The organism is Frankia sp. Mgl5, assembly GCF_023242985.1.
GTDB classification, from domain to species: domain Bacteria; phylum Actinomycetota; class Actinomycetes; order Frankiales; family Frankiaceae; genus Parafrankia; species Parafrankia soli.
Map to the genome: position 1 here is coordinate 75,100 of NZ_JALKFY010000010.1, position 24,184 is coordinate 99,283.

At 69.1% G+C, this 24,184-nt stretch carries 20 protein-coding genes and 2 pseudogenes; 13 read left to right on the forward strand and 9 right to left on the reverse strand.

All coding sequences use genetic code 11. From position 1 onward, the window contains the following. Positions 1-40: 40 nt before the first annotated feature. From MXD62_RS40115 to MXD62_RS07310, 5 genes and pseudogenes are all read left to right on the forward strand, one after another. A pseudogene (locus MXD62_RS40115) lies at positions 41-860 on the forward strand (helix-turn-helix domain-containing protein). A gap of 67 nt (positions 861-927) precedes the next feature. Continuing rightward, the gene (locus tag MXD62_RS07295) at positions 928-1,509 is read left to right on the forward strand and encodes a dihydrofolate reductase family protein (protein ID WP_248828654.1); all 582 of its coding nucleotides are present in this window, start codon (positions 928-930) and stop codon (positions 1,507-1,509) included. 229 nt (positions 1,510-1,738) lie between these two features. Further along, on the forward strand, positions 1,739-2,428 hold the full coding sequence (locus tag MXD62_RS07300; protein ID WP_248828655.1) for a DUF998 domain-containing protein: 690 nt from the start codon (positions 1,739-1,741) through the stop codon (positions 2,426-2,428). A gap of 53 nt (positions 2,429-2,481) precedes the next feature. Further along, positions 2,482-2,904 (forward strand): ester cyclase, encoded by a 423-nt coding sequence (locus tag MXD62_RS07305; protein WP_248828656.1) that lies wholly within the window; start codon positions 2,482-2,484, stop codon positions 2,902-2,904. Positions 2,905-3,030: 126 nt separating this feature from the next. Continuing rightward, on the forward strand, positions 3,031-3,429 hold the full coding sequence (locus MXD62_RS07310; protein WP_248828657.1) for a VOC family protein: 399 nt from the start codon (positions 3,031-3,033) through the stop codon (positions 3,427-3,429). A 9-nt stretch (positions 3,430-3,438) separates the two neighbouring features. Here MXD62_RS07310 and MXD62_RS07315 read toward each other — a convergent pair whose 3' ends face one another. Continuing rightward, the gene (locus tag MXD62_RS07315; protein ID WP_248828658.1) at positions 3,439-5,763 is read right to left on the reverse strand and encodes a WD40 repeat domain-containing serine/threonine protein kinase; all 2,325 of its coding nucleotides are present in this window, start codon (positions 5,761-5,763) and stop codon (positions 3,439-3,441) included. Between the two features lie 488 nt (positions 5,764-6,251). Between MXD62_RS07315 and MXD62_RS07320 the strand changes: the two genes are divergently transcribed. The 3 genes from MXD62_RS07320 to MXD62_RS07330 all read left to right on the forward strand — a co-directional run bounded on the left by MXD62_RS07320 (position 6,252) and on the right by MXD62_RS07330 (position 9,491). Continuing rightward, positions 6,252-6,857: a hypothetical protein gene (locus MXD62_RS07320; protein WP_248828659.1), complete on the forward strand. Its 606-nt coding sequence runs from the start codon at positions 6,252-6,254 to the stop codon at positions 6,855-6,857. Beyond that, positions 6,854-7,723, forward strand: coding sequence for a DnaJ domain-containing protein (locus tag MXD62_RS07325; RefSeq protein ID WP_248828660.1), 870 nt, complete (start codon positions 6,854-6,856; stop codon positions 7,721-7,723). Before MXD62_RS07320 ends, MXD62_RS07325 begins: the two co-directional genes overlap by 4 nt. Before the next feature lie 331 nt (positions 7,724-8,054). Beyond that, positions 8,055-9,491 (forward strand): FAD-binding oxidoreductase, encoded by a 1,437-nt coding sequence (locus tag MXD62_RS07330; RefSeq protein ID WP_248828661.1) that lies wholly within the window; start codon positions 8,055-8,057, stop codon positions 9,489-9,491. Between the two features lie 97 nt (positions 9,492-9,588). Here the strand turns inward: MXD62_RS07330 and MXD62_RS07335 are convergent, their stop codons facing one another. From MXD62_RS07335 to MXD62_RS07355, 5 genes are all read right to left on the reverse strand, one after another. Then, positions 9,589-10,128, reverse strand: coding sequence for a hypothetical protein (locus MXD62_RS07335; protein ID WP_248828662.1), 540 nt, complete (start codon positions 10,126-10,128; stop codon positions 9,589-9,591). Positions 10,129-10,177: 49 nt separating this feature from the next. After that, positions 10,178-11,836 carry an ABC transporter permease subunit gene (locus MXD62_RS07340; RefSeq protein WP_248828663.1) on the reverse strand — a complete coding sequence of 553 codons (1,659 nt, stop codon included), beginning with the start codon at positions 11,834-11,836 and terminating at the stop codon, positions 10,178-10,180. Beyond that, entirely contained in the window at positions 11,833-12,774 is a 942-nt protein-coding gene (locus MXD62_RS07345; protein WP_248828664.1) for an ABC transporter ATP-binding protein, read from the reverse strand. Before MXD62_RS07345 ends, MXD62_RS07340 begins: the two co-directional genes overlap by 4 nt. A 44-nt stretch (positions 12,775-12,818) precedes the next feature. Then, on the reverse strand, positions 12,819-13,595 hold the full coding sequence (locus MXD62_RS07350; protein ID WP_248828665.1) for a TetR/AcrR family transcriptional regulator: 777 nt from the start codon (positions 13,593-13,595) through the stop codon (positions 12,819-12,821). Positions 13,596-14,446: 851 nt separating this feature from the next. Further along, the gene (locus MXD62_RS07355) at positions 14,447-15,685 is read right to left on the reverse strand and encodes a PP2C family protein-serine/threonine phosphatase (RefSeq protein ID WP_248828666.1); all 1,239 of its coding nucleotides are present in this window, start codon (positions 15,683-15,685) and stop codon (positions 14,447-14,449) included. 334 nt (positions 15,686-16,019) lie between these two features. Between MXD62_RS07355 and MXD62_RS07360 the strand changes: the two are divergent. From MXD62_RS07360 to MXD62_RS07375, 4 genes and pseudogenes are all read left to right on the forward strand, one after another. After that, positions 16,020-16,525 (forward strand): annotated as a pseudogene (locus tag MXD62_RS07360) (site-specific integrase); the annotation flags it as partial. A gap of 819 nt (positions 16,526-17,344) precedes the next feature. Beyond that, positions 17,345-18,376, forward strand: a complete 1,032-nt coding sequence (locus MXD62_RS07365; protein ID WP_248828702.1) for a hypothetical protein — start codon at positions 17,345-17,347, stop codon at positions 18,374-18,376. Between the two features lie 174 nt (positions 18,377-18,550). Next, entirely contained in the window at positions 18,551-19,627 is a 1,077-nt protein-coding gene (locus MXD62_RS07370; RefSeq protein ID WP_248828667.1) for a class I SAM-dependent methyltransferase, read from the forward strand. After that, the gene (locus tag MXD62_RS07375; RefSeq protein WP_248828668.1) at positions 19,624-21,543 is read left to right on the forward strand and encodes a choline/carnitine O-acyltransferase; all 1,920 of its coding nucleotides are present in this window, start codon (positions 19,624-19,626) and stop codon (positions 21,541-21,543) included. The genes MXD62_RS07370 and MXD62_RS07375 overlap by 4 nt, the downstream gene beginning before the upstream one ends. A gap of 603 nt (positions 21,544-22,146) precedes the next feature. Here the strand turns inward: MXD62_RS07375 and MXD62_RS07380 are convergent. The 3 genes from MXD62_RS07380 to MXD62_RS07390 form a co-directional block, all read right to left on the reverse strand. After that, a complete protein-coding gene (locus tag MXD62_RS07380) occupies positions 22,147-22,590 on the reverse strand; it encodes a VOC family protein (RefSeq protein ID WP_251081406.1) in 444 nt (147 codons plus the stop codon). Positions 22,591-23,086: 496 nt separating this feature from the next. Continuing rightward, complete coding sequence (locus tag MXD62_RS07385) at positions 23,087-23,314, reverse strand: helix-turn-helix transcriptional regulator (protein ID WP_248828670.1); 228 nt, start codon at positions 23,312-23,314, stop codon at positions 23,087-23,089. After that, positions 23,311-23,718 carry a hypothetical protein gene (locus MXD62_RS07390; protein WP_248828671.1) on the reverse strand — a complete coding sequence of 136 codons (408 nt, stop codon included), beginning with the start codon at positions 23,716-23,718 and terminating at the stop codon, positions 23,311-23,313. The genes MXD62_RS07385 and MXD62_RS07390 overlap by 4 nt, the downstream gene beginning before the upstream one ends. 325 nt (positions 23,719-24,043) lie before the next feature. On the opposite strand from MXD62_RS07390, the gene MXD62_RS07395 reads away from it, so the two are divergent. After that, positions 24,044-24,109 (forward strand): IS110 family transposase, encoded by a 66-nt coding sequence (locus MXD62_RS07395; protein WP_248828703.1) that lies wholly within the window; start codon positions 24,044-24,046, stop codon positions 24,107-24,109. Positions 24,110-24,184 lie beyond the last annotated feature (75 nt).

Genomic DNA, 24,184 nt, shown 5'->3' on the forward strand with positions numbered 1-24,184 from the left:
GGGCGTCGGCGATGCTGTGCGCGTGAAGTACGTGTCCAGAGTGCCGCGACCGCCGCTGGACGGGCTGATCGACGACCTCTACTACCTGGAGGGTGCGCCGCCGTACGCCCGGCTGACGCTGCCGCCGATGCCGTCGGCGTTGCTCATCGTCAACCTCGGAGCGCCGTTCCGCATCCGCGCCGGCACCGACATCGAGACGGCCGAGTACGCCGACGGCTGCGTGGTCACCGTGCCCACCCGCGCGTTGGAGTTCGGCTACCCACTCCGGACGGTCCGTCGGCGTGCACGTCAAGCCGTGGGGGCTGGCGCCGTTCCTGCCGATGCCCGCGGCCGAGCTGTGTGACCGGCCGGTGACGGTAGAGCAGGTTTGGGGCCGGCCCGCCATTGCTGAGCTGCGGGATCGGCTGGCCACGGCGGACGGACCGCACGAGATGCTGACGCTGCTCGAGGAGGAGCTGATGCGACGGCTGTGCGAGACCGCCGGCCTGGGGCTGGTCCGCCACACGAGCAGCGTCATCGCGGCGACCAGCGGGGCGGTGGCGATCGGCGACCTGAGGGTGGCAGCCGGTGTCAGCAGCACTCATCTGGCATAGCGGTTCAAGGAGCTCATCGGCGTCACGCCGAAGCGGCTGGCCCGCACCCACCGCTTCGCCGCCACCGTGTTCGCGATCGACCCCGCCGGACCGGTCGACTGGGGCGACCTCGCCGGTGGCGCAGGCTACTTCGACCAGGCCCACTTCGGCCACGAGTTCCGGGCGTTCACCGGGCTCACGCCGACCCGGTACGTCGAAGTCCGGCGGCGGTTCCTGCGCGAGCATCCCGGCCACGTGATGGACGGCTGGCCGCTGCCGGCCGATTGATTTCTTACAAGAGCGACAGCTCACGACACGCTAATTTTGGCGGCACCCCAAAGCAGAGGAGAGCCCCGTGGGCAAGGTGGTCATGTACAGCTCGGTGTCGGTGGACGGCTTCGTCGCGGACGAGAATGACCAGCCCGGACCGCTGTTCGACTGGTTGTCCAGCGGTGACGTCCCGTTGGACGAGAGCGGAGAGTTGAAGGTGTCGCAGACCTCCTACGATTACACCCGGGCGTACTGGGACCAGATCGGGGTGACGCTCGTCGGCCGCCACGTCTTCGACCTGACGGACGGCTGGGGCGGGAAGCCTCCGAGCGGGATCGACCACGTGGTCGTCGTGACGCACCGGCCGGAGCCCGAGGGCTGGGACCCCGAGGCGCCGTTTCACTTCGTCGACGGCGTCGAGGCAGCCGTGGCCAAGGCGCAGGAGCTTGCGGGTGACCGCGTGGTCGAGGTCGCCGCTGGCGAGGTCGGTGGCCAGGTGCTTGCCGCAGGTCTGGTCGACGAGGTGCGCATGGACGTCGTACCCGTGGTGTTCGGGTCCGGCAAGCGCTACTTCGGGTCGGTCGACGCGCAGCACCTGTTGGAGGAACCTGACGTGGTGATTCAGGGCAACCGGGTGCTTCACCTGCGCTATCGGGTGCGCCGTTGACCGATCTGAGCGGGTACGCGAAGAAGTCCACTGCCGGCACGAAACGAGGTTGAACGCCAAGTCAAGCGGAGCAGGTGGCGGCGACGGGGCCGCGGACACCGGGGTGCCACCTTCCCCTTCTGCGGGATGGCCGTGTCACCACACATCGAGGCCCGCACGTCATCGGCAGGCGGCCCGGCTCCGAGGAGCCTCAATGGTGTTCCCGACCTCGAGTCCGAGAGGAAACACCATGGCAACCATCCACGCCGGGGCCGTCCCGGAGTACGCCGTCGCCGATCGCGCCTGGCCGCCGCTGGCCCGCGCGGCGGCCGTCGGCGTCGGCGGATTCTTCGGCGCCTCCATCATCGCCGGCGCCCTCGACCCCGGCTACGACCCGGTGCGGGAGGCCATCAGCGCACTGGCCGCGACGGACGCGGAACACGCCGGAGTCATGATCGGCGGATTTCTGCTCGCCGCCGTAGCACAGGCCTGCACCGCGATCGCGTTGTGGCAGCGGTTCGCCGGTGTCAGGCCCGGCCGGATCGCGGCCGTGCTGGTCATGCTGGCCGCGCCGGCCCTGGTCGTCTGCGGGCTGGCCCGGCAGGACTGCTCGGAGCGGCTGACCTCCTGCATCGACCACGGTGCCGCACCGCTGGCGTCGACCCACTTCTGGGTGCACCAGTATGTCTCCCTCGCGCTGTTCCTCGCGCTGACCGTCGCGCAGTTCCTGCTCGCCCGGGCACTGCGCCGCAGTGAGGGCCGGGAGCATCTCGCGACCCCGACCCGCGTGGTCGCCTTGTCGTGTCTGGCCATCATCGCCGTCGTCTTCATGGCCGAAATCGGTAACTCGTACCACGGCTTGTTTCAGCGACTGTTCATCTTCATGATCTTCGTTTGGCCGATACTGGTGGTCGGTCTGCCGCCGCGCAGGCGGGCGTGAAGGCCGGAAATGCCGGTTCCCAGCAAAAGAAAAACCGAAAGGACGTGATCTTCGTGGCCGGGTTGGTGTCGAAACTGATGGACCTGTGGTCCGGTCCGCCCGTCGAGGGCACCGCGGAAAAGGCGTTCGGTGAGCTATACACCGACCCTGTGATCGTCAACGGTACGGCCCTGCCGGTCGGGCAGCTGGCCGAGCGGGCCGGGGCCCTGCACGCGGCTTTCTCCGAGATCGGCCACGAGATCCTGGACCACGTCCAGGCTCCCGGCCGGGAGGTGGTGGCCTTCCGGCTGCGTGGCCGGCACACCGGGACGTGGGTTACCCCGCTGGGCGAGGTCGCACCGACGGGACGGGTCTTCGAGGCTCGGGTCATCGACATCCTGCACATCACCGACGGCCGGGTGGCCGAGGTCTGGTCGGTGCCCGAGGAGCTGGGCCTGCTGACCCAGCTCGGCGCCGTCAGCCTCGTCGGCCCATAGCCGGCGCCCGATCAGACCTGATGCGCCTCGATCCGAAAGGGCCGCCGAGGCCGGGAACGTCACCGCGGGCCGCCTCGTCCGACACGCCTGCGCGCAGGAACCGCCCACGCTGAGAAAGGGGATGAAATGGTGGATTTCAAAGGCATCTCTCATGTGTCGCTGTCGGTTCGTGACCGGGCGGCGAGCGCCACCTTCTACCGAGAGGTTTTCGGGTTCCGGCCGCTCGACGAGGTGAGCGGCGAAGGGTGGCAGGCGACCGTCTGCGCCCACCCGAGCGGCGCGATCGTGGAGTTCCAGCAACACGAAGCCAATGCCGGGGAGTCCTTCGCGCCGCACCGGACCGGCCTGGACCACCTGGCATTCCGGGTGGAGACACGGGCCGAGCTGGACGGCTGGCTCGCACACCTGCGCGATCTCGACGTGCGGCACTCGCCGATCAGCCATCAGGAGTACGGGTCGGTGCTGTGCCTGCGCGACCCCGACGGCATCCAGCTGGAGATCTTCTACCGCGAGGGCCATCCCTGACGGGACGGATCAGGAGCAGGGCGGGGTGTAGGCGGCGTCCGGGACGACCGCCTTCCACTCGGCCTCGGTGAGCCGGTTCGCCTGCTCGGCGCAGGCAGCCGCGACCAGCCGTCCCGGGTCGAAGTCCCACAACAGGGCGTTGTTGTCGTAGCTGCTGGTGGCGAGCAGTTTCCCGTCCGGGCTGAACACCGTGTCATAGAGATAGCTGGGCTCGCCGGGGAGAGCCGCGAGCGGTTTGAGGGCGCCGCGGGCATCGGCGTCCCACAACTGCGCGGTGTCGCTGGAAGCTGTCACCAGCAGCCGCCCGTCCGGGCTGAACACCGCACCCAGTATTCCGAGGTCGAAGTCCTGGGGACTGTTCTCCCCGCCGTCCTTCACCATGGTGGCCAGCGGTGCGATGTTCTGACCCCGGGCGGTGGCATCCCACAGGAACGCAGAACCGCCCGAGCGGCTGAGGGTGGCGAACATCGCGCTGTCCGGGCTGTAGACCAGATCGTGGAAATCGGTGGCGGCCGCGGAGTAGGTGGCCACCGGCGGGGCGTTCCGGTTCAGGGAGCCGATATCCCAGAGGCGGACGGTGTCGCCACCGTAGGCGGCGAAGAGCTTGCCGTCCTGGCTGAACCGCACGCCAGCGACGTCGGCCAGCGTGACCAGCGGTGCGACGTTCTCGCTACGGGCAGCAGATTTCCACACCAGCGCGCTCCCGCTGAATGCGCTCACGGCCACCACCAGTTCGCCGTCCGGGCTGAAGACGACGTCGGTGGCCAGCTGGGTGTGGCCGGTCAGGGTCGCCAGCGGCTGGGCGTTCTGATCCCTGGTGGCGGTGGACCAGAGCTGGATCGTGGCGAGGTTCGCGACGGCAACCAGTTCCCCGTTCGGGCTGAACTCCACATCCAGCACCTCCCCGGGACGGCCCAGGGTGGCGACGGGCTGGACGGTGCCATGGGCGTCGGTGGCCCACAGCTGAGCCGCGTCGTTTCCGGTGATGGTGGCGAGCAGCTTCCCGTCCGGGCTCAGCTTCATGCCTTTGATGAAATCCGTGCCGGTGGGGAGGACGGCGCGCGGCTGCACGTTCTCGTCACGGGCGGAGGTGTCCCACAGCCGGACACTGCCGTTGCTGTTGGTGGCGAGCAGTCTGCCGTCGGGGCTGAAACGCGCGTCGAGTACTTCGTCCATGATGTCGTCCCTCGGCTGGCCGAGAGTGGCGAGGGGTCGGGCGAGCTCGCCCTGCGCGGTCGTGTCCCACAGCGACGTGGATCCGTCATAGCTGAAGGTCGCGAGCAGGCTCTGGTCCGGACTGAACGCCATGCCGGTGACAGGCTCCCGGTGAGCGTGGCCAGCGGCCCGGTGGGAACGAGCAGCGCGAGCACGCTCCTGGCGGCCTGGGGCGTGGGGGAGCTGCGGTAGGCGGCCACCGCGAGCCGGCGGGCGAGCTCCGGCTGATCGCCGGCGATCCGGCCGGCTTCGGCCGCCAGCTTCCGGGACGCCGCCTGCGCTTCGGGGCCGGTGCCGGAGCCGGCGTGGGAAGCGGACTTCCCGCCCAGCTGCCACACCACCAGCGGCACCACCAGCGCCACCGCGACGAGCAGCGCCGCCGCCGCCGCGGGCCGGATGCGCCGCCCCCGCGGCGGTTCCGGTCGTGCCCGCTCCTGCCCGGCCAGAACGGTCGCCTCGCCGTGGACGTCGGAGGACGCCGAGAGGGACTCCCCCCGCGACGCCTGCGTCGTCTGCGCCTCCGTCGGTGGCGGCGGGAGGGTGGCCTCGCGGACGTCGTCGGCCAGATGCAGAGGCAGCTCGGTGCCGAGGGCCCAGCCCGCTGGCCGTGGCCGCGGACCCCTCGAACAGTTTCGCGATGCCGAAATCGCCGACCTTGAGGGTGCCGTCCGCGGCGAACAGAATGTTGTCCGCCTTGATGTCGCGGTGCAGCACGCCGCGGCCGTGCGCATGCCCCAACGCCGCGGCGACCGCCAGCCCCACCGCGCACGCCTGCTCCGGACCCATCCCCTGGCGCCGGGCCGACAGGGTGCCCCCCGCCAGCAGTTCCATCACGACCAGGCACAGACCTTCGGCCTCGACGTAGTCGAACGCCCGCACCACGTGGGGATGGTCCAGCCCCGCCAGCACCCGGGCTTCGGCCGCGAAGTCGAGTGTCGTGCCCTCGGCACGTTCGCCTTCCATCACCTTGACGGCCACCGGGCGGCCGGTCCGCTGGTCCGTCCCGGCCAGTACCAGGCCGAATGTGCCCGACCCCAGCCGCTCGCCCACTGCGTAGCCGGGCAGCGCCCGTGCGTAGCCGGGCAGCGCCCGCTCGACCCGTTCCCGTCCGACGATCACCAGCTGCCGGGACGGATCCGCCCCACCCCCACCATTCCCGCCATAGTGACACCACCCTAGTGCCAGGCGTGACCATGACCGCCCGCCGACGGCGGAAAGGTCATGCCGCGGCTCCGACTGCTACCCGATGCGTTCGACGAGGGCCTTGCCGTCCCAGGGTTGGGCCATGTGCGATCGACTCTTGTCAGCCAGCGCACGTTCTGATGCGCTATGTACTCGCCCCGCAAGCAGCCGCCGGCGCGTCAGCGGTGCACGGTCCTGTCCGGCCCCAAGCCGAGGTGATGTCGCGTATGCCCCCCGACCGCCTTCCCCTGATCGATGATCCCGACCGACGTGGTCCTCGGCCGCCCGCGTCGACGCCGTCCACTGTGGAGCCTTTCCGGTCCACGGCCGCGGATATCCGTGGAGCAGACCCTCCGGTTCCGCCGGTCTTCGCCGCGCACGGGTTCGATTTGGCCGCACTCCCGTTGCGTGACGCCTGTTGGCGGATGCTCGACTCCCAGATCCGCTCCCGTGTGGAGGAACGCGCCGGCCGAATCCAGGCATGGTGGGCGACCACCCAGGCGGACGGGCGGGTCAAGGCGGTCGCTTTCGGAAGCCTCGGCCTCTGCGTCGCCGAACCCACGACCCGTCCGAACGGCACGCGCAGCTACTCCGTCAGCACCTACGTCATCGATCCGGCGACGGTCCGCAGGAAGAACATCGATCATCGTCCCGGCGCCCGCGCTTCCGGCACCCCACCGCCGGCGGCATCGTCGACGTCGATGTCGCCGGCCGACGAGCATCTGCCGTACGGGGCTCCGCCGAGCACGAGCCTGAGCGGCCGCGAGCGCGAGGTGCTGGGCAACCTACCGCCCCTCGTCCAGCAGCTCCTACAGGAGCCCTTCGTCCGCGGCGAGCAGATCCTGCGCGCCGACTGGCACTACGAGGGCAACGCCACGGCCATGGACGCTGTCACGTTCATCCTCGCCGGCCCACGGACCGTGACGGTCGCGGCGGGCCGCATGCACATCCCGCCGGGGCACAGCCTCGCGACGGCTCACTGGTCCCTCGCCTGCTACCGCGCCGACGTGGTCCGCAGGATCGGGCGTTGACCCGGCTGGCCCGCACGCTGCGGGCGCTGCACGGCCAGAACGCCTACGAGACGCTGAATGTCTCCGCGTCGGCGTCGGACACGGAGATCAAGGAGGCCTACCGGGCCCTCGCGCGGGCCCGTCACCCGGACCGGACCGGCGGGACCGACGTGGCGGAGATGGCTCTGATCAACGTGGCGTACGAGGTGTTACGTGATCTGCGGACGGACTACGACCGCCATCTCGCCGCGTCGCGGACCGGGCGGCACGGAACATCCGAACGAGGGCAGACCGCGGCCGAGGACAGGCGGGCCGACACCGGCGACGCGGACCGAACGCGCGGCGGCCACCCCGCCGGCGGGCTCTGGGACGCCCCGTCCGCCCCGGCCGAAGACCTTGAGGAGACCGCCGCGCAGGCGCGCGCCGGCGCGGACAACGGCGCCGGACCGGAGCAGGAACCGAGCCTGTGGGATGAACGGCGAGGGCATGAGCGACAGGACCCATGGCAGCCGTGGCGAACAACCGCTGGGACGGGCCCTGGCGGCTGGACGCCTGGGTTTCGTCCCCACAGCGGCTATGGCCCTGGCTATCCGGTCCATGGCTATCCGCAAGCGGGCTACGGGGCTCCCCACCGCGCGTGGGGTTATGGATGGCCAGGCCCCACGGTGATCCCACCGGTGCACTCGTTTCTCTGGCTGGCGATCATCGTCACGATGATCTTCCCGCCGTGTGGCATCGTTGCGATCAACAGGTCGGCGGCGGTCGAGCCACGACGTATTCAGGGGGATCTCGCTGGCGCCCGGCGGGCCGCCCGTTCCTCCCTGACCTGGAGTCTTGTCGGCTTTCTCCCACTGATCCTGCTCATCTTCCTCGGTGTGCTCCTGTAAGGGTGCTTCCCGGGGCGGGGCGGGGCGGGGCGGGCCGGCTCGTCCTCGTCGCGTGTGTGGGCACCATGACGCAGGACGATCAGATCGTCGCGGTCTGCTCCCGAGGTCGTTTTCGGCAGGTGATGTCGATGCGCTGCAGCCTTCGCGCATGTCGGGTGTCTGCTTCGGCGCCGATCCTCAGCGTCAGACCTGTCGCCCGTGACGGCAACGCCTGGTTGCTGTACCGGCACGCTTTGCGACGACCCGGTCGTAGCGCGACCCTGTATGGGTGAGTGACGCAGACCGGTGCTCACCAGTGGACACCGGCGAGCGCAAGGGGGAGGAGCGCTCCATGTCGGCACAGGTGCTCACGCTGGAAGGCCAGCGGCAGACACTCTCGGACGAGACGGTCGAGGAGATCCGCGCGATCTTCCGCGGGCAGGTTCTGACCTCGGACGACGTCGGGTACGACGACGTGCGGGTCATCCAGAACGCCATGCTCGACCGCAGGCCAGGTCTGATCATCCGGTGTACCGGGGCTGCCGACGTCGTCGACGCCGTCCGCCTCGCCGCAACGCGAAACCTGCTCGTCGCCGTCCGCGGCGGCGGCCACAGCATCGCCGGGACCTCCACGGCCGACGACAGCTTGATGATCGACCTGTCGGCGATGCGGGGCGTCTGGGTCGACCCGGAACAGCGGCGTGTGCGGGTGGCCGGTGGTGCGACCTGGGGCGACGTCGACCGTGAGACGCAGCTGCATGGGCTCGCGGTACCCGGGGGAGTGGTGTCGACCACGGGTGTGGCTGGTCTGACGCTCGGTGGCGGAATCGGCTGGTTGCACCGCAAGTACGGGCTGGCCTGCGATGCGCTGCGTGCGGCCGAGGTCGTGACGGCCAGCGGCGACGTCGTGCGGTGTAGCGCCTCCGAGCGCGAGGACCTGTTCTGGGCGCTGCGTGGCGGGGGCGGCAACTTCGGCGTGGTGGTGTCCTTCGAGTTCGAGGCCTATCCGCTCGGTCCGGTCGTCTGGAACGGCATGGTCGTCTACCCGATCGACGCCGCTGCCGAGGTGCTCCCCCGCTGGGGGGAGTGGACGTCCACGGTCCCCGACGAGGTCACCAGCCGTGCCATGATGTGGTCGCTGCCGGCGTCGCCGGCACTCCCGCCCGCTGTACACAACCGCGACGTGTTCATCACGGCCGCCTTGTACGCGGGCGACCCGGACGAGGGTCAGCGGGCGTGTCGGGCGCTTGCCGAGTTCGGCACGCCGCTCGCCGACATGAGCCAGGCGCTGTCGTACCGGACAGCGCAGTCCTCCCTCGACCCGTTCTTCCCGAAGGGCGGGCTGCAGAGCTACTGGAAGTCCGTCTACCTGGACCGACTCGACGAGGATGCGACCGCGTTCGTGGTCCGCGTCGGCCAGGACCGCCCGCACCCGACGACCTTGGTGCACGTGCCTCTTCTGGGAGGCGCCATGTCGCGGGTCGGGGCGACGGAGACCGCGTTCGGCGATCGCAGCGCCCGGCACATGCTGAGCCTCGACGGAAACTGGCTGGACCCGGCCGACGACGCCGCGAACATCCGTTGGGTGCGCGATGCCTACGACGAGGCTGTCACGCTGCGGGCCGCGTCGGGCACCTACCTCAACTTCGGCGGCGACGCCGATCTCGACGACGCCGCCCGGGCACGAGCCTGGGGACGCAACGTCGATCGCCTTCGACAGGTCAAGCGCAGCTACGACCCGGAAAACCGCTTCCGGCTCAACCCCAACATCCCCCCCGCTGAGAGCTGAGCCGACGCTTCGTGGCTGCCAGCGGCTACCAGCACCGAGCCTGCCTCACGGCGACCCGGTACGTCCCATCAGAGGCCCGGAACCTGGATGGCGGCGGTCAGTCGGTGCGGTTGCCCGTGTGGCCCGGCGAGCCGTTCAGGTCTCGGCCGAGCTGTATCCCCCACGCCTCGGCCCGCTCGCGTTCCCCGTCGGCCAGGGGCCCTTCGGTGGCGGTGACGAAGAAACCTGGTCCACGGTCGACGTGGCGGAACCCTCGTTTCTTCAGCGCTTTCGCCGAGGCCTTGGCCGCTGTTCCAGGGACGAACCTGGTCTTGATAGAGGTGTCGAAGGTGACGACGTGAAGATCCTTGGACGGTGTCACCCTCTCGATCCACTCGCGGACTCCGGGGAAGTCGACGCCCTGTGCCCCTTTTTCTCCGGCCTCCCTACGGCTCTGCGGCCGGGGAAGTGAGAAGGCGTGGGTCGGGGCGCCGACCAGCAGGAGCCGGACGTCGCCGGGCAGGGCCACGGGAGCCTCGGCGGGGTGGACGACGCTGACCGGCTCCAGCGGGACGGTTCGGGTCAGACCGGCTGCGACGGCATGAGCCACCGCGGTCGTGTTGCCGAAACACGACTCCGCCACGATCAACACTGTCACGTGCCCCGCCTTTCGTACTTGCTCCCGGTACGGTCCGGGGCCTCGGCGCTCATGCGGCGCGAAGGTCTCTGCGGCGGAAGAGGAAGCCGCCGAGCACGGCCCCCGCGAGCCCGAGGCCGCTGACGACCGCGGCGCTCGACCAGTCCGGGGGACCCGCCGGTGCGGGGGACACGTGGAAGAAGACAGACGTGTCCAGCAGCCAGTGATTGAGACGCACGGCGCCGCCTGAGAACTCGACGAGAAAAGCCCAGGTCAGGTAGGCGTAAACAACGGGCCGGGTAGCGTGGGGCCACCCACCGAAGGCCAGGGTACCCAAGCCGAGCAGGAGCAGGCCGGGCGGGACGATGTTCACCCCGGCCGTCACCAGGTCCCCGGCGCCTATCCCGTCGCTCTGGCCGGCGGTACCGACCCAGGCGCCGACGCCGGCGGCCACGCCGGCGCAGCCGAGCAGGAGGCAGGACACCGCCAGTCGTCCGGCGAGCCACCGGGCCCGGCTGACCGGACGGACCAGCAGGGCGTCGAGCTGCCCGGCCTCCTCCTCGGCGCGCAGGGCGTTGACCTGGCCGGCGGCGATCAGCGCGATCAGAAACGAGACGACCAGGAAGATGAGGCCGAGGTAGACCGCGCTCGGTGCCCCGTGCCCGCCGAGTCGGCTGATCGCCTCCTCGATGTCCCGTGATCCGTCGACGTCCTGGGTCGAGGAGTCGGCGACCACGCCGAACAGGGCGGCGAACGCCGCGATCGCGACCAGCCATCCGGCCGCGCCCAGCCGCGTCTGGCGGACCGCGAGCCTGACCGGGCCGCCGAGCAGCGCCACCCGCGGCGGTCCGGCGTGCCGCTCCGGGAGGATCGCCGTCCCGGCGTCTCTGCGCCCCGCCAGCCATACCGCCGCGGCGGTGGCCCCGACGGTCAGGGCGAGCACGGGGACCAGGGCGACCGGGTTCGGGTCGGTCAGTGGGCGGATCCGGTCCACCCATCCCAGCGGGCTCAGCCAGCCGAGCCAGTGCAGGCCGCGGTCGGTGTTGGCGGCCATCCGCAGGGCGTACCCGACTCCGAAAACGGCGGCGGCGATCGTCGCCGCCTGTCGTCGGGTCGCGGCGAGCTGGCTGGCGAGTGCGCCGACGGCGAGGAACATCGCCGCGCCGGCGACGACGGTGGCGGCGAGGGCGAGGCACTGCCCGAGGCTGAAGTCCGCAGTCGTCGAACGGCCGGAGACCACCATGCCGAGCGTGGTGAGCGCGAGAAGGATCGCGAGTCCCACGCCGAGGCCGGCCACCGCCTGACCGGCCGCGCGGCGCGGGGTTGTCTGCCCGGTCAGCAGCAGTTCCCAGCGTCCGGACTCCTCCTCGCCGCGCAGCAGGCGGGTCGCCAGCAGGACTCCCCACACCGAGCCGAGCAGGCCCAGGATGCCGACGAAGCGCCAGGTCGCCCAGCCGGCGACGGTGTCGAGCGCGTCCGGCTGGCCCAGGACCGCGGTCAGGCCGCCCTCCGTGCCGTAGGTGGCGGCCATCTGGTCGCGGGCCGCCTGGGTGTCGTACTGCGCTGTGAACGCGACGGTCTGCACGACGACGAACAGTCCGAACACGCACCCCCACAGCGCGCCTGACCGGGCGGCGGCACGGGCCACCCGACCGCCCACGACCAGGCGTGCGTCACCGCCCGCTGGGCTCAGGGCGCCACGCGGCACGGAGAGGGGCAGCACCGTCATGCCAGTGCCTGCTGCCGTGTCAGCTGTTCCGGCGACCCCTCGTCGCGTTCGGCTTCGTCCGGGCCGTAGTGGGCGAGGAACAGTTCCTCCAGGGAGGGCTCCCGGCTGAGGAACTCCTGGACATTGGTGCCGGAAAGGGCGTCGAGGAGGGGCTGGATCGGCCCCCGTACCCCCAGCCGGGCTCGGTGGCCGTCCACCACGACCCGGGTCACGCCCGGTACGCGGGCAAGGTCGGGCGGCGGCCGGTCGAAGGTGAGCTCGACGGCCAACTCCGCGAGGTGGCGCATCTGGTCGAGCGTTCCCATCTCGACGAGCCGCCCTTCGCGCAGGATTCCGACCCGGTCGCACAGGGCCTCGACCTCGCTGAGGATGTGCGACGAGAGGAACACGCTCTGGCCCGCGTCGCGGGCCTCCGCGACGCTGAGCCGGAACGCCTGCTCCATCAACGGGTCCAGCCCGCTGGTCGGCTCGTCCAGCACGAGCAGGTCGGGGCGGCTCATCAGGGCGGCGATCAGCAGCACCTTCTGCCGGTTGCCCTTGGAGTAGGCCCGCACCTTCTTCGACGGGTCGAGGCTGAACCGTTCGACGAGCTCGTCGCGGTAGGCGGCGTCCACCCGGCCCTGGACTCGGCCCAGCAGGTACAGCGTTTCGGCTCCGGTCAGTTCCGGCCACAGGTTCGCCTCGCCCGGAACGTAGGCGAGATGACGGTGGGCCTGTGTCTTCCGTCGCTGGCAGTCGTGCCCGAAGATCTCCGCATGTCCGGATGTCGGGTGCGCGAATCCGAGAAGCAGCCGGATCGTCGTGGTCTTCCCCGCGCCGTTGGGCCCCAGATAGCCGACGACCTCGCCGGGAGCAACCTCGAGATCGAGATCGCGCAGTGCGTGGAATTTGCCGTAGCGTTTACCGAGCCCGACCGCGCGGATTGCGGGGGTCGCCATGGGGGCTCCTGTCACCTCAGTCGTCCTGGGCCGGGGGTAGCGGCTTATTCGTCGGGAATCGTCCAGTGCGCCAGTGCCTGACGCACCGCCGTGATCCGTTCGTCGCTCCAGACGACAGTCGGGTCGGGCTCCAGGAAGGTCATCGCGACACCGGCGAGCCCCATCGCTGGAAGCGACCATTCCTCCGTGCCCGAAGCCCCGAACGGGCGTGCGTTCAGCCGCCGCTCGGCGACGTCCGGAGTGGCGAGGGATACGAGGTACAACCCCCGAAGGGTCGCGTCGAACAGGTTCACCATCGTGTCGAACGTGGCCTCCAGCTCAGGGCGCAGCCGGTAGCCGAACACCTGGGTGAGCTGCACCCAGGATCGCGCGACGCGAGCGACATGGTCGCGCTGGGATCGGGCGAGAGCCTCGCGGACCTCCTCACGGAGCCCTCCGTCGGGCAGGCTCAGGAATGTGGCGTGCAAGGCGATATAGGTCCGCCACCCCGCCGACGTCCGGAGCACCTCGAAGTCGAGCAGAGCCAGTTCGCGGAACAGCTCGGTAATCAGATCCTGCCGGCCCTGCGGCGTGCTGAACCCGTCCTCGTGTGCGCGCACGACACGTCGGAAAAGCTCTATCTCGTCCCGTTCGATACCCGGGACGGCACCCGCCGCCAGTTCCTTCACCAGGTCGGAGACGAAAAGGTCCTTGGACGGCCAGCGACGGTAGACAGCACTGCGTGACACGTCGGCGAGACGAATGATCTCCTCGAGGTTGAGGTGGTCCAGGCTCACCGTCAGTCCTGTCCGGTTCACCACGTCCGCCGCCGTGCGCAGCATCCGCCGGACGGTCTCATCCTCCGACCGTCGTGCGCGCCGGCCCAGGCCGCGCGGCTGTCGATCCCCGGCCGGCGGGCCCGCATCGTCGGAACGCACACCCACCCCTCGCGGCACTCAAAACTTGAAACTCGGAGTCCCATGTCCTATCTGGACCTTATCGGACCCTGTCAGCGACGGGCAAGACCTCTGGTGCAGCGGGTCGCGTGCGGCATCCCTTCCGAGCCTCGCCCCACCTCAGCTCATCGACGCCCGACCGCCACGGCCGGCCGGGCCTGGTCCGGCGCATCGCAGACCGGCTCGGCTGGCGTTCCTGTGACAGAGCCACAACTCGGGACGATGCAGTGCTGTCAGGCTATGCAGTGCCGCCAGCAGCCGTCGCCGCCAGCAGTCGTCCGTAGGGGCGGGAAACCCAGGGCTGACTGCGGTCCACGCGGAGCTGGCCCGGATACAACCCCCTGACGGGTTCCGCTCATGTCCGCCGGTGTTCGTGGGCTTGGCCTTACGGATGGCTGTACGCGCAGCACGGGCCTACACGCGTCACGAGCTTGGGAAACCTGTGCGGCTTGCGGCGCCTGCCAGGGCGTGGACGGAGCCCTGCCCGGGTCGACGGCGGTCCTGTGCCCTCTGTCGACGTTGCTACTGGCACGCGAATGGCCACGGTCTGCCGGTCGGACCGGACCGGAGACTCGGCTCCGACTGTCTGCTTTTTCGTGCCACGGTGGCGGGTTTACCGTGCTCCGTCGCCGTTCGTTTCGCGCGTCGGGCACGCTCCACCCATCGCCGCGAACAGCCGCGGACACGCACGATTGAGGCGGAACCTGAGACTATCGGCGCGATCAACGTCTTCCTGGTTAAATATCTATGCTGGCGAGATGGTCGGCGGTGCCCCCGCGCCACTCGACCAGGAAGAGAGTCGCGTCGTCGGTCGTGATTCCGTGCCTTTCCTGCATCAGCGCATGGGACAGATCTCGGACCATCTCCCGGATGCTTTTACCCCGGATATTCTCAACGAAGTTGATCAGGCGTTCCTCGCCGAACTGTTCTCCGCCCTTTTCGTGCTCCTCGATGAGGCCATCGGTGAAGAACAGAACCCGGTCACCGCGCAAGAGCGTCTGCTTACTGATCTGCGGTACGTCACCACCGAATCCGACCGGCAGGGTTCCCGGGCTCTCCAGTGCCTGGATAACCCTATGATCGCGGATCAGTAGCGCTGCCGGATGACCTGCATTGACCCATTGCAGGTGACCAGTTCCGATATCCAAACGCATCATCTGCGCGGTGACGAAGTGGTCGGGTCCGAACTGCCTGTGGATGGCTGCGTCCATGAACATGTACAGCTCGGCAAGCCCGATGTCGGCACGTCTGGCGTGCCGGTAGGCACCGATCGCGACCGTTGCCAGCACTGCGGCGTCCAGACTGTGACCCATCGCGTCGATAACGGCCACGTGCAGGATGTCATCGTTGAGAGCGTAGTCGAAGCTGTCGCCTGCGATGTCGTAGGCGGGTTCGAGGACACCGGCTACCGCGACCTGCGGGGTAATCATGGTCAGCGGAGGCAACAGTGACCATTGGATTTCCGCGGCCACACTCATCGGTTCGCGACGCCGGGCCTGGAAGAACTGGTCGGTGTAGCTGCTTTTGGTGACCAGCATGTCGGCGACAAGGCCGGCGAGCCGCCGCAGCAACCGCCGGTCATCATCATCGACGGTGTCGAGGGTGAGGGCCAGCACGCCCACCTGGTCGCTACCGTCCAGCAGCGGCAGGAACATCCGTGTACCGCCAGCTTGCGGCTGTTCGACGGTCATCGCGCGCAGGAATGCCGTGCCGGCCGGGGAGCCGTCGATCGGCTCAGGCTCCCCGACCGTAAGGCTCCTGCCCGGCAGCGGCGTCAGCATCAGCTGCTCATAGTCCTGCAGAAGGATCGAGATGTCCCGCCCACCGATCCTGCCGATCTCTTCCGCTACCAGGGGGGCGATCAGCTGCGGCGGCATCTCGTGAGCGCGATCCAGCAACACACCCAGCAGTCGCTCGCCGAACCCCTCCGACCGATCTACCATGATCTTGTCGAATTTCTGTTCGTCTGCCACCATGGCCACCCCCTCTCCCCTGTCCGGCCGTTCATATCCGTGCGAGCCTCTAAGGATGGCGTCAACGGGTCACGTCGACACCCCGCTTCACCCTTGATCGACGGAGAGGGAGAGGAGGAAAGCCCTAAAGGTGACGGCGGAGACGAGGACTCGAGCCCTAACCCTTACCTTACGAAGTCGTCCCCGTTCCTCCCTCGGCCTCTACTCTCGTCCGGAAAGGCGGCATAGCGGGGTTCGTTCCCGTAGTTCCACGCAGGACCCAGATTCGGATGTGTGGATCGGCCACAGACGGTCTCGCCGCTGGCAGGCTGCGGGTCGGGCTGCCCGGGGAGCGTAGACCGTGAAACCGAACCGTCAGCCGAACACGTATGTCACCTATGAGAAGGCGGTCCGGATCTACCTTGTGCCGGGTCTTGGGAAGAAGCGGCTGAACAGGCTGACCGGCGCGGATGTCCGGCAGTTCATCCGGCGGACGGAGAGCACCTGCCGGTGCTGCGCGCGGGGTGTGGACAAGGCCCGGCCGGAGGGGGAGCGGCGTTGCTGCGCGGGCGACCGGTTGTACGCGCTGCTGGTCCCGGCGCTGTTCCTCGGGATGCGGCGCGGGGAGCTGCTCGGTCTCCAGCGGTCGGACATCGACACCGAGCGGGAGACGCTGACGGTGCGTCACACGCTGCTGCGGGTCGGCGGGGAGCTGCGGTTGTGCCCGCCGAAGACGGAGGACTCCGAACGCACGCTGCCGGTGACGCCTGAGTGCAGACCGGCCACGCGTTCACGACGAAGATCGGGACTCCGATCGAGCCGGACAACCTGCGCCGCTTCTGGATGCCGCTACGCCGTGCGGTCCGGCGCCGGATCTCGCGCCGGTCGGCGCGTGCCCGCTGCAGCTGGGAGCAGGAGCCCGGAGCTGGTGTTCCAGGAGATCTTCGCGCACCTGGCGGTCTACACCGCGGGCTGCGGGTCCTGATGCACGCCGCGGTGGTGAACCGCGGCGAGCCGCTGGATCCCGACCGGGGCGTCCGTCGCCGCCGCCCTGTGGGTGGTCTGGCGCAGTGCCGCCCCTGTGCCCGGGGCTTTCCCCTCTGATCATCTCACGGCTGAACTCGTTCACCTTACCCGTGAGCTTCAGGAAGAGATCAACCCTGTGCGTCGGCTCCGCCGCGTGGTCCGGTAGGCAAAACGGAAGATGTCCCGTTTCCCGTCGTGGAACCCCCAACGGCCACGGCCTCCTCAACCCATCCGCCGCCCGGCCGAAACTGTGCAGATCATCCGGGCGGTCGGACCCCTGCCAGACCCGCAAGTCAACGGCATCGCGCGTCTGAAAGCCCGACTCAACGCCGACGGTCCAGGTCTGGCATCCCACACGTCCGGAAGGGAGGAAACGGGTGCTGAGAGGGAAGCCCGATTACCAGCCCTGAGCGCAGAAAGAACATAAAAGTGTCGGATATCACAGGCATGTTCATGTGCTGGTAGTCGAGGCAAGAATGTTCGGAAACCCAGTCAGGCCCGCCATGGTGAGGTGCGCACGCCCGGCGTAGGGAGGATCTCGTGAGCCGCTCGAGAACTGCTGCAGCGGGCGGCGCGGCCTGCCCTGCTGGATCAGACAGCCTTCTGACCCGCGGCGATGATGCGGCGGGATCCACGGACCAGGGCCTTCTGCCGGGTATGCCCGGGCCCGTGGACAGCGCCGTGCCCAACAGTGTCACTGCTGCTGAACGTGTCAGTGTTCCTCAACGTGTCATCGGGCCCGAGCGCGCCACCGCGGCTGGATACGTCGCCGTGCGTGAAAGCCCCGGTGGACCTGGATGCTTCAGTGGCCCCGGCGTCGCCACCGCGCTCGATGGTCTGGATGACCTGGTCGACACCGACCGTTATCCTCTCGCGCATCCGGCAAGTGCAGCCTGGCACGACCTGGCGGCCAGAGTCCGTCGAGAGCTGGAGGCAACGGGTTGCAGCGTCCTCACTGAATTCGTTCGCCCCGATGCCCGTGAGGCCCTGCGCGCCGAATGCACTGCGCTTGCTCCGTCGGCGTACTACCAGGCCGAGACGGTCAACGCATACAACATCGACATAGGGGCACCGCTACCCGAAGATCATCCCGGACGTATCGCCATGCGGCGCGGAAACGCGTTCGTCGCGGCCGATCTCGTCCCCGACGGTGTGGGCATACGGCGGTTGTATTCCAACGAGTCGTTTCGGCGGTTCGTGGCAGCCTGCTGCGGACTTGATCGCCTCTATGAGCTGGCGGATCCGCTGGCCCAGCTGTGCCTCAACGTCATCCGACCCGGAGACGAGCACCCCTGGCACTTCGACACCAACGAGTTCTCGCTGAGCCTGCTGATCCAGGAGCCGGAGGCAGGCGGGGTCTTCGAGTACTGTCCCGACATCCGGTCCACCGAGGCCGAGAACCTCGAGGCCGTACGTGACGTCCTCATCGGTCGGGATGACCGGCGGGCACAGCGCCTCATGCTTCGTCCCGGCGATCTCCAGCTGTTTCGAGGTCGCTTCTCGCTGCACCGGGTCAGCCCGGTGCAGGGGGGCACCGCCCGTCATTCGGCGATCTTCGCCTACTGCGAGCGCCCCGGTGTCATCGGTAGCGTTGCGCGCACAAGGCAGCTGTTCGGCCGGGTGCTGCCCGAACATCTCGAGGCCGCCGGGCAGGCGGCTCGCGTGCGGGGCGACCGCCTGCTCGACTGAGCCGGCGATTGAACCGGCGATCCGATCGCGCAGGCCGACCACCCGTGGCCCTCGACCCGCCGGCGCGGTGTCGGCGTGCTGATCGGCTGGTCCGCGTTCATAGGATCTGGCATCCCAGAGCCGGCCTCGCGACGGCGAGTCCGGTCCCGACCATGACCTGCAGGAGCCTGACCTGTGCATTTCGATGCCACTGGCAAAATCTCACTAGATCACATCTACGACCAGCCTGACCCGCGGGCGTATTTCACGACGCTGCGTACGCTCGCCTATCAGGTCCCCCAAATCGCCAGGCCGTACTTCGTCGAGACCGTGGCCGACTACCGGGCAGCAGGCCGCCCGATGCCCGGCGATCCTCCCGGACGTCACCCGTCGCCACTGAAGATCCTCGACATCGGTTCGTCCTACGGGATCAACGCGGCACTGCTGCGCTGCGGGGTTACCCTCGAGCACCTGTACGAGCGCTACGGTGCACCCGAGGCCCACGGCTACACCCGTGACGAGCTGCTGGCCCGCGACCGCGAACTTGTCCGTTCCACCAGAGTGTCCCCGCCACCCACTTCCAGGCGTCCGAGCCCTGACGGATGTTCGGGTGGCTCCCTGCCGCCTGATGCGGTGTTCGTGGGCCTCGACGTGTCGAACGAGGCCCTCTCCTACGCTCTCGCGGCAGGCTTTCTCGACGATGCCGTGCACGCCGACCTGGAGGCTGCGGATCCCACCGAACGGCAGCGCCGGCAGCTTGCCGGCACCGATCTCGTCATCTCGACCGGCTGCCTCGGCTATGTTGGCGAACGAACCATCTCCCGGGTTCTCGACGCCGTCGAGGCGGCTGACGGAAAGCGACCGTGGATGGCGCACTTCGTACTGCGGATGTTCCCGTTCGACGCCATCGGGGCGAGTCTCGCGGAGAGGGGATACGAGACCGTCACGCTCGACCGCATATTCCGCCAGCGCAGATTCGCTTCCGCGCAGGAACAGCAGCTCGTGCTGGACAGTCTCACCACGGTGGGCATCGACCCGCACGGTCTGGAGAGCGACGGTTGGATGTACGCCCAGCTGTACGTTTCGCGCCCGCGCGGCAGCTTCGCCGCACACACCGCCAGCGCCTCCGCCGCGGCTACCGCCAGCACCTCCGCCGCGAGTACCGCGAGTACCGGCACTCCGGCATCGGTATCCCCGGCGCTGGTTCCGTCATCAGCAGTAGCCCGACGGCCGTCGGGCCACCCGTCCCACGCCCCCCGAGGTCACGAATGACGCCGAACGCCCCGTCACCGAGCAGCGACGCGCCCGAGGCCATGGCAGCGGGCCCCCGGCAGGCGAGCCCCGTGGCATCCGAGGCCAGGTCGCAATGGTCGACCACCGGTACGTTCGTCAACGACGACCGGCTCCCGCGGGTGCCGCTGCCCACCCTGGACGACACCTGCGCCCGGTTCCTGCAGTGGTGCTCACCGTTGCTGACCCCGGACGAGCTGGCAGCCACCGAGACGGCGCTCGCCGCGTTCGCCCGCCCGGACGGCCCGGGCCGTGCCCTGCACGCCGAGCTGGAGCGCTACGACGCCACCCCCGGCGTGCACAGCTGGCTCGACGCGTTCTGGGCCTCGCGCTACCTGGGGCGGCGTGACCGCATCGCCCTCAACGCGAACTTCATCTTCCTCTTCGAGGAATCCGACGCCGGTCAGACAGCCCGGGCCGCGGGGCTGATCGCCTCGGCGCTGGACTACAAGCTGCGCCTCGACGCGGAGGCGATCGAGCCGATCATCCAGCGCGGCCAGGCGCTGTCGATGGACCAGAACCGGTTCCTGTTCTCGACGACCCGCATCCCCGGGCAGGTGCAGGACACCGTCCGCACCCCGTACAGCGAGCCGTCACCAGGCCCCTCCACCGCACGCCACATCGTCGTCTTCCACCGCGGCCACATGTTCCGGATGGACGTGGTGGGCCCCGAAGGGCATCCGCACACGCTCGACGATCTCGAGAACGGCCTGGACACGATCCTGAAGGCGGGGGCGGAGCGCGCCGCCCCGGAGACGTCGGTCGGCCGGCTCACCACCAAGGCACGTGCCGCCTGGGCGACGAGCAGGGACGCGCTGCTCGCCTGCGACCCGGGCAACGAGACTGCCCTCGACACCGTCGAGACCGCGTTGTTCTGCCTCTGCCTCGACGACCTCACACCCGTCGGTGCCAAGGACGCGTGTGACAACCTTCTCCATGGCGACTGCGGCAACCGCTGGTTCGACAAGTCGGTGTCCCTCATCGTCTTCGCGGACGGCAGCGCCGGTATCAACATCGAGCACTGCGGCCTGGACGGGACGACCGTGCTGAGCCTCGTCGACGACATGCTCGGCGCTCCGGCGGCCGAGCACTCGGCCCGGTCGGGCGCCCGATCCCAGGGCGTGCCCGCCGTCCGGCTGGTCACGTTCACGCTGGACGACGATCTGCGCGCGGACGTGCTCGCCGCAGGTGACGCGTTCAGCGCATACGCCGCCGCCACGGCCACGGCCACGCTGTCGTTCGACGACTTCGGGTCCAACCGGGCGAAGAACCTGCGGATCTCGCCGGACGCGTTCGTCCAGCTCGCCTACCAGCTGGCGCACAACCGCTCGAAGGGCCTGGTCGGCGCCACCTACGAGTCGATCGCGACCCGGCAGTACCGGCGCGGTCGCACAGAGGCCATGCGGGTCATCACGCCGGAGATCCAGGCGTTCGTCCGGGTGATGGACGACCCGGCCGCCGACGCGGCCACCCGGCTGGCCGCGCTGCGGGCCGCGGCCGACAAACACGTCACGCGGGCGCGGGACTGCCAGGCGGGACGTGCTCCGGAGCAGCACCTCTGGGAGCTCCAGTTCATCCAGGCCCGCCGCGGCGAGGAGCTGGGGATCACCGAGCATCTCGACCTGTTCGACACCCCCGGCTGGCTGGTCACCCGGGACGACTACCTGAGCACGAGCTCGGCGCCGTCCACCCACATCCAGTACTTCGGATTCGGATCAACCAGTAACAGGTGCATCGGGATCGCCTACGTGCTGCTGCCGGACCGCTTCAACGTCTACCTGAGCACCCCGAGCATGGTGGCTGAGCAGATGCACTCCTTCGCCGGACATCTGCGGACGGCCCTCACCGAGCTCCAGGACCTTCTTGAGGCCGGCGGGAACGTCGATCCGCCTTGCTAGGTAGTTACCAGAAGGAAACGGTGGGTGTCCGGCTGCTTGGGGTGATGCCGCCTGCATGGGTGGGTGCGTCCGGGTTCGAGCCCCGGATGGCCCACCGAATAATTGATCATGTCCTTGACCTGCGGTAATACGGTTTACGATCTATCTCTTTCGGCGCTCTCGGTCGGATAGATGCTGGCTGGGACCGCGACGGCCGGTTCGAGTCCCGTTCGGACGACCATCTTTCCGTTGCGCGAACCGCATGCTTGGCGAGCAGTACCAGTTCGCCTGCCCTTCGCCGCTTGCCAGGGACCGTGCGGGCGTCCGACGGCCACCTTTCGCCCTGGTCGACGGCACCCCGGCGGCGGGGTCGGGTAGCGGCACGCCTTGGTAGGTCTCGACCCACTCGCGCATCATGGCGTCCAGGTCGATACCGGTCATCTGCTCGGGCGTGAAGCGGCTGATTCTTGAGGGAAGGTGGGCTTGATGCCCGCCCGGGCCGCCGGAATCGTCACGGCGTCCCACCCTGCGATTTGTTCAGCAGTCTCCCAGGCCGGGCGACAGGCCGGCGCCGCGCCGCTTCGGGAGAGGAGCGGGCGGCGCCGGCCCCGCGCCGGTGTCAGGTCAGGCCGGGCGGTCGGCGTCCTGCGTCGAGGTCGCGAACTCCTCGGGGCCCTTCTGTACCGCCGCCGGATCCATCCACATGATCTGCCAGCCGTGGCCGTCGAGGTCGAAGAAGCTGCGCGAGCGCATGAAGCCGTAGTCCTCCAGGCCATCCGCCTCGACGCCGCCCGCGGCCAGCGCGGCCTCAGCCACCGCGTCGACCTCCTCGCGGGACGACACGCTGAAGCAGTAGAGCGCCAGCGTGTGTGTGGCAGGATCGGCCATCGGCAGCTTCGCGAACTCCGCGAACTTGTTGTGGCTGAGCAGCATGACGCTGGCCTGCTCGCCGACCAGCATGCAGGCGGCGGTCTCGTCGGTGAAGCTCGGGTTGAAGCTGAACCCGAGCTTCGCGAAGAACGCCTTGCTGCGCTCGAGGTCCGCTACGGGGATGTTCACGAACAGCATGCGTCCGGGATGCGCGGGGGTGGTCACGGCGGGCCTCCAGGTCGGTAGTGCGACGGGTACGTCCTGGTAGACCGGGCGGGCTGGCGGAACTCATCGGTGGAGCTCGCCAGCGTCCGCGCGCCAGACCACCAGGCGGCCTCGTACCGGGCGTCCAGGCAGATCGCTGTGCGCAGAGCGGCCAGAATGCTTTCCCCGCTCGGCGGGGCCCGGCGTGATCCACGCCTCGTTCCGGTGCGCTCCACGACCATTGGCCGTGCGACATGTCCGCGCCGAACGGCCGGCACTTCGGAGGCCGCGATCTGGCCATCGCCGCCCGGCCCGTCGTTCTGGGAACTCGCGCTGTCTGCCTTTGTCAACGCTCTCCGAATACTGACCCTGTGCGGGTTTGGCGGGTTCTAGCCAACGTCGCAACGCGGACTGATCTCGGAGGCTGGCAGCGCCGCGAAGAGCTCGGCCGGTGTGCGGTCGTCGAGGACCCGTCGGGGTTACGGCCGCGTCATCGGCGCGTGCCGGGGTCGGTGGGACCCTCGGAACGGTCGGGAAAGAAGATTTCCTCGATGGTCAGGTTGAAGATGTCGGCGAGGGTGAACGCTAGGGGCAGGCCGGGGTCGTACCGTTCGGTCTCGATCGCGTTGATGGTCTGCCGGGATACCTGGCATCGGTCGGCCAGGTCGGCCTGACTCCAGCGGCGCTCGGCTCGCAGCGTACGTAGCCGGTTTCTCACCGATGCAGGCGGGTGCGCAGGTCCGCGATGACGAACCAGATCCCCACGCCGCCGATGACGATCGCCTCGCTGAGGGGGCGCAGCCCGACGATGTCGGTGGCATCGAGGAGGACGGCGATCTGAAGGCCCACGAGGACGGCGGCGAAGGCGATCGCCATGCTCTCCAGCTGGATCTTGCGCTGATACTCGTCGGCGCGGCGGAAGGCCCGCACCAGGACCCACACGACGGCGAGCGTGAAGGCGCCGGTCACGCCGAGCCACCAGCCCTTCTCGGCGGTGGTCTGATCGGGGGAACTGCCCAGCGCCAGCGCGACCGCCCCGAAGAGGGAGACCGGGATGCCGTCGATCATGATCGCCCTACGGGCGTCGCGCGTCACGTTGTCCTGCCGAGCCTCGTCAACCATGGGTCAAAAGTAAAGCTCGCTTTCCATCTAGTCAAGCTTGCTTGTCATTTCGGTACGCCCAGGGCCTCAGGCTCTCGCCTGGGAGGATGACGATGGGCTTCCCGGCTGCTGGTGATGGTGTGTGTGGTGTGTGGCTACTCCCGCTGGCTGTCCGCGAGGGTGATCCCGTCGCGGCTGGCCGGTGACATGCTGGCCGGACTGTGGACGCTGCTGGTCGGTCTCGGTGGGTTGCCGCCGGCGCTGGTATGGGACAAGCGACCCCGGGCGAGCGGCTGCTGCCAGACGCTCCGACCGCAGTTGAGACGGCCTCGCCGAGATCGGGGACATCACCCGTTTCCCCACGCCCGGTCACCTTGCCATCTGGGCTGGTCTCACCCCCCCGGCACCGTGAGTCCGACACCACCGTGCACCGTGGCCACGTCACCGAACAGGGCTCCTCCCTGATTCGCTGGACCGCGTCTCACGC

Coding starts and splice junctions, on each gene's coding strand:
- MXD62_RS07300 (WP_248828655.1), top strand. CDS start 1,739: ATGGCAACCATCCACGCCGGGGCCGTCCCGGAGTACGCCGTCGCCGAT.
- MXD62_RS07310 (WP_248828657.1), top strand. CDS start 3,031: ATGGTGGATTTCAAAGGCATCTCTCATGTGTCGCTGTCGGTTCGTGAC.
- MXD62_RS07320 (WP_248828659.1), top strand. CDS start 6,252: ATGCTCGACTCCCAGATCCGCTCCCGTGTGGAGGAACGCGCCGGCCGA.
- MXD62_RS07330 (WP_248828661.1), top strand. CDS start 8,055: ATGTCGGCACAGGTGCTCACGCTGGAAGGCCAGCGGCAGACACTCTCG.
- MXD62_RS07340 (WP_248828663.1), bottom strand. CDS start 11,836: ATGACGGTGCTGCCCCTCTCCGTGCCGCGTGGCGCCCTGAGCCCAGCG.
- MXD62_RS07345 (WP_248828664.1), bottom strand. CDS start 12,774: ATGGCGACCCCCGCAATCCGCGCGGTCGGGCTCGGTAAACGCTACGGC.
- MXD62_RS07350 (WP_248828665.1), bottom strand. CDS start 13,595: ATGCTGCGCACGGCGGCGGACGTGGTGAACCGGACAGGACTGACGGTG.
- MXD62_RS07355 (WP_248828666.1), bottom strand. CDS start 15,685: ATGGTGGCAGACGAACAGAAATTCGACAAGATCATGGTAGATCGGTCG.
- MXD62_RS07365 (WP_248828702.1), top strand. CDS start 17,345: ATGCCCGGGCCCGTGGACAGCGCCGTGCCCAACAGTGTCACTGCTGCT.
- MXD62_RS07375 (WP_248828668.1), top strand. CDS start 19,624: ATGACGCCGAACGCCCCGTCACCGAGCAGCGACGCGCCCGAGGCCATG.
- MXD62_RS07380 (WP_251081406.1), bottom strand. CDS start 22,590: ATGCTGTTCGTGAACATCCCCGTAGCGGACCTCGAGCGCAGCAAGGCG.
- MXD62_RS07390 (WP_248828671.1), bottom strand. CDS start 23,718: ATGGTTGACGAGGCTCGGCAGGACAACGTGACGCGCGACGCCCGTAGG.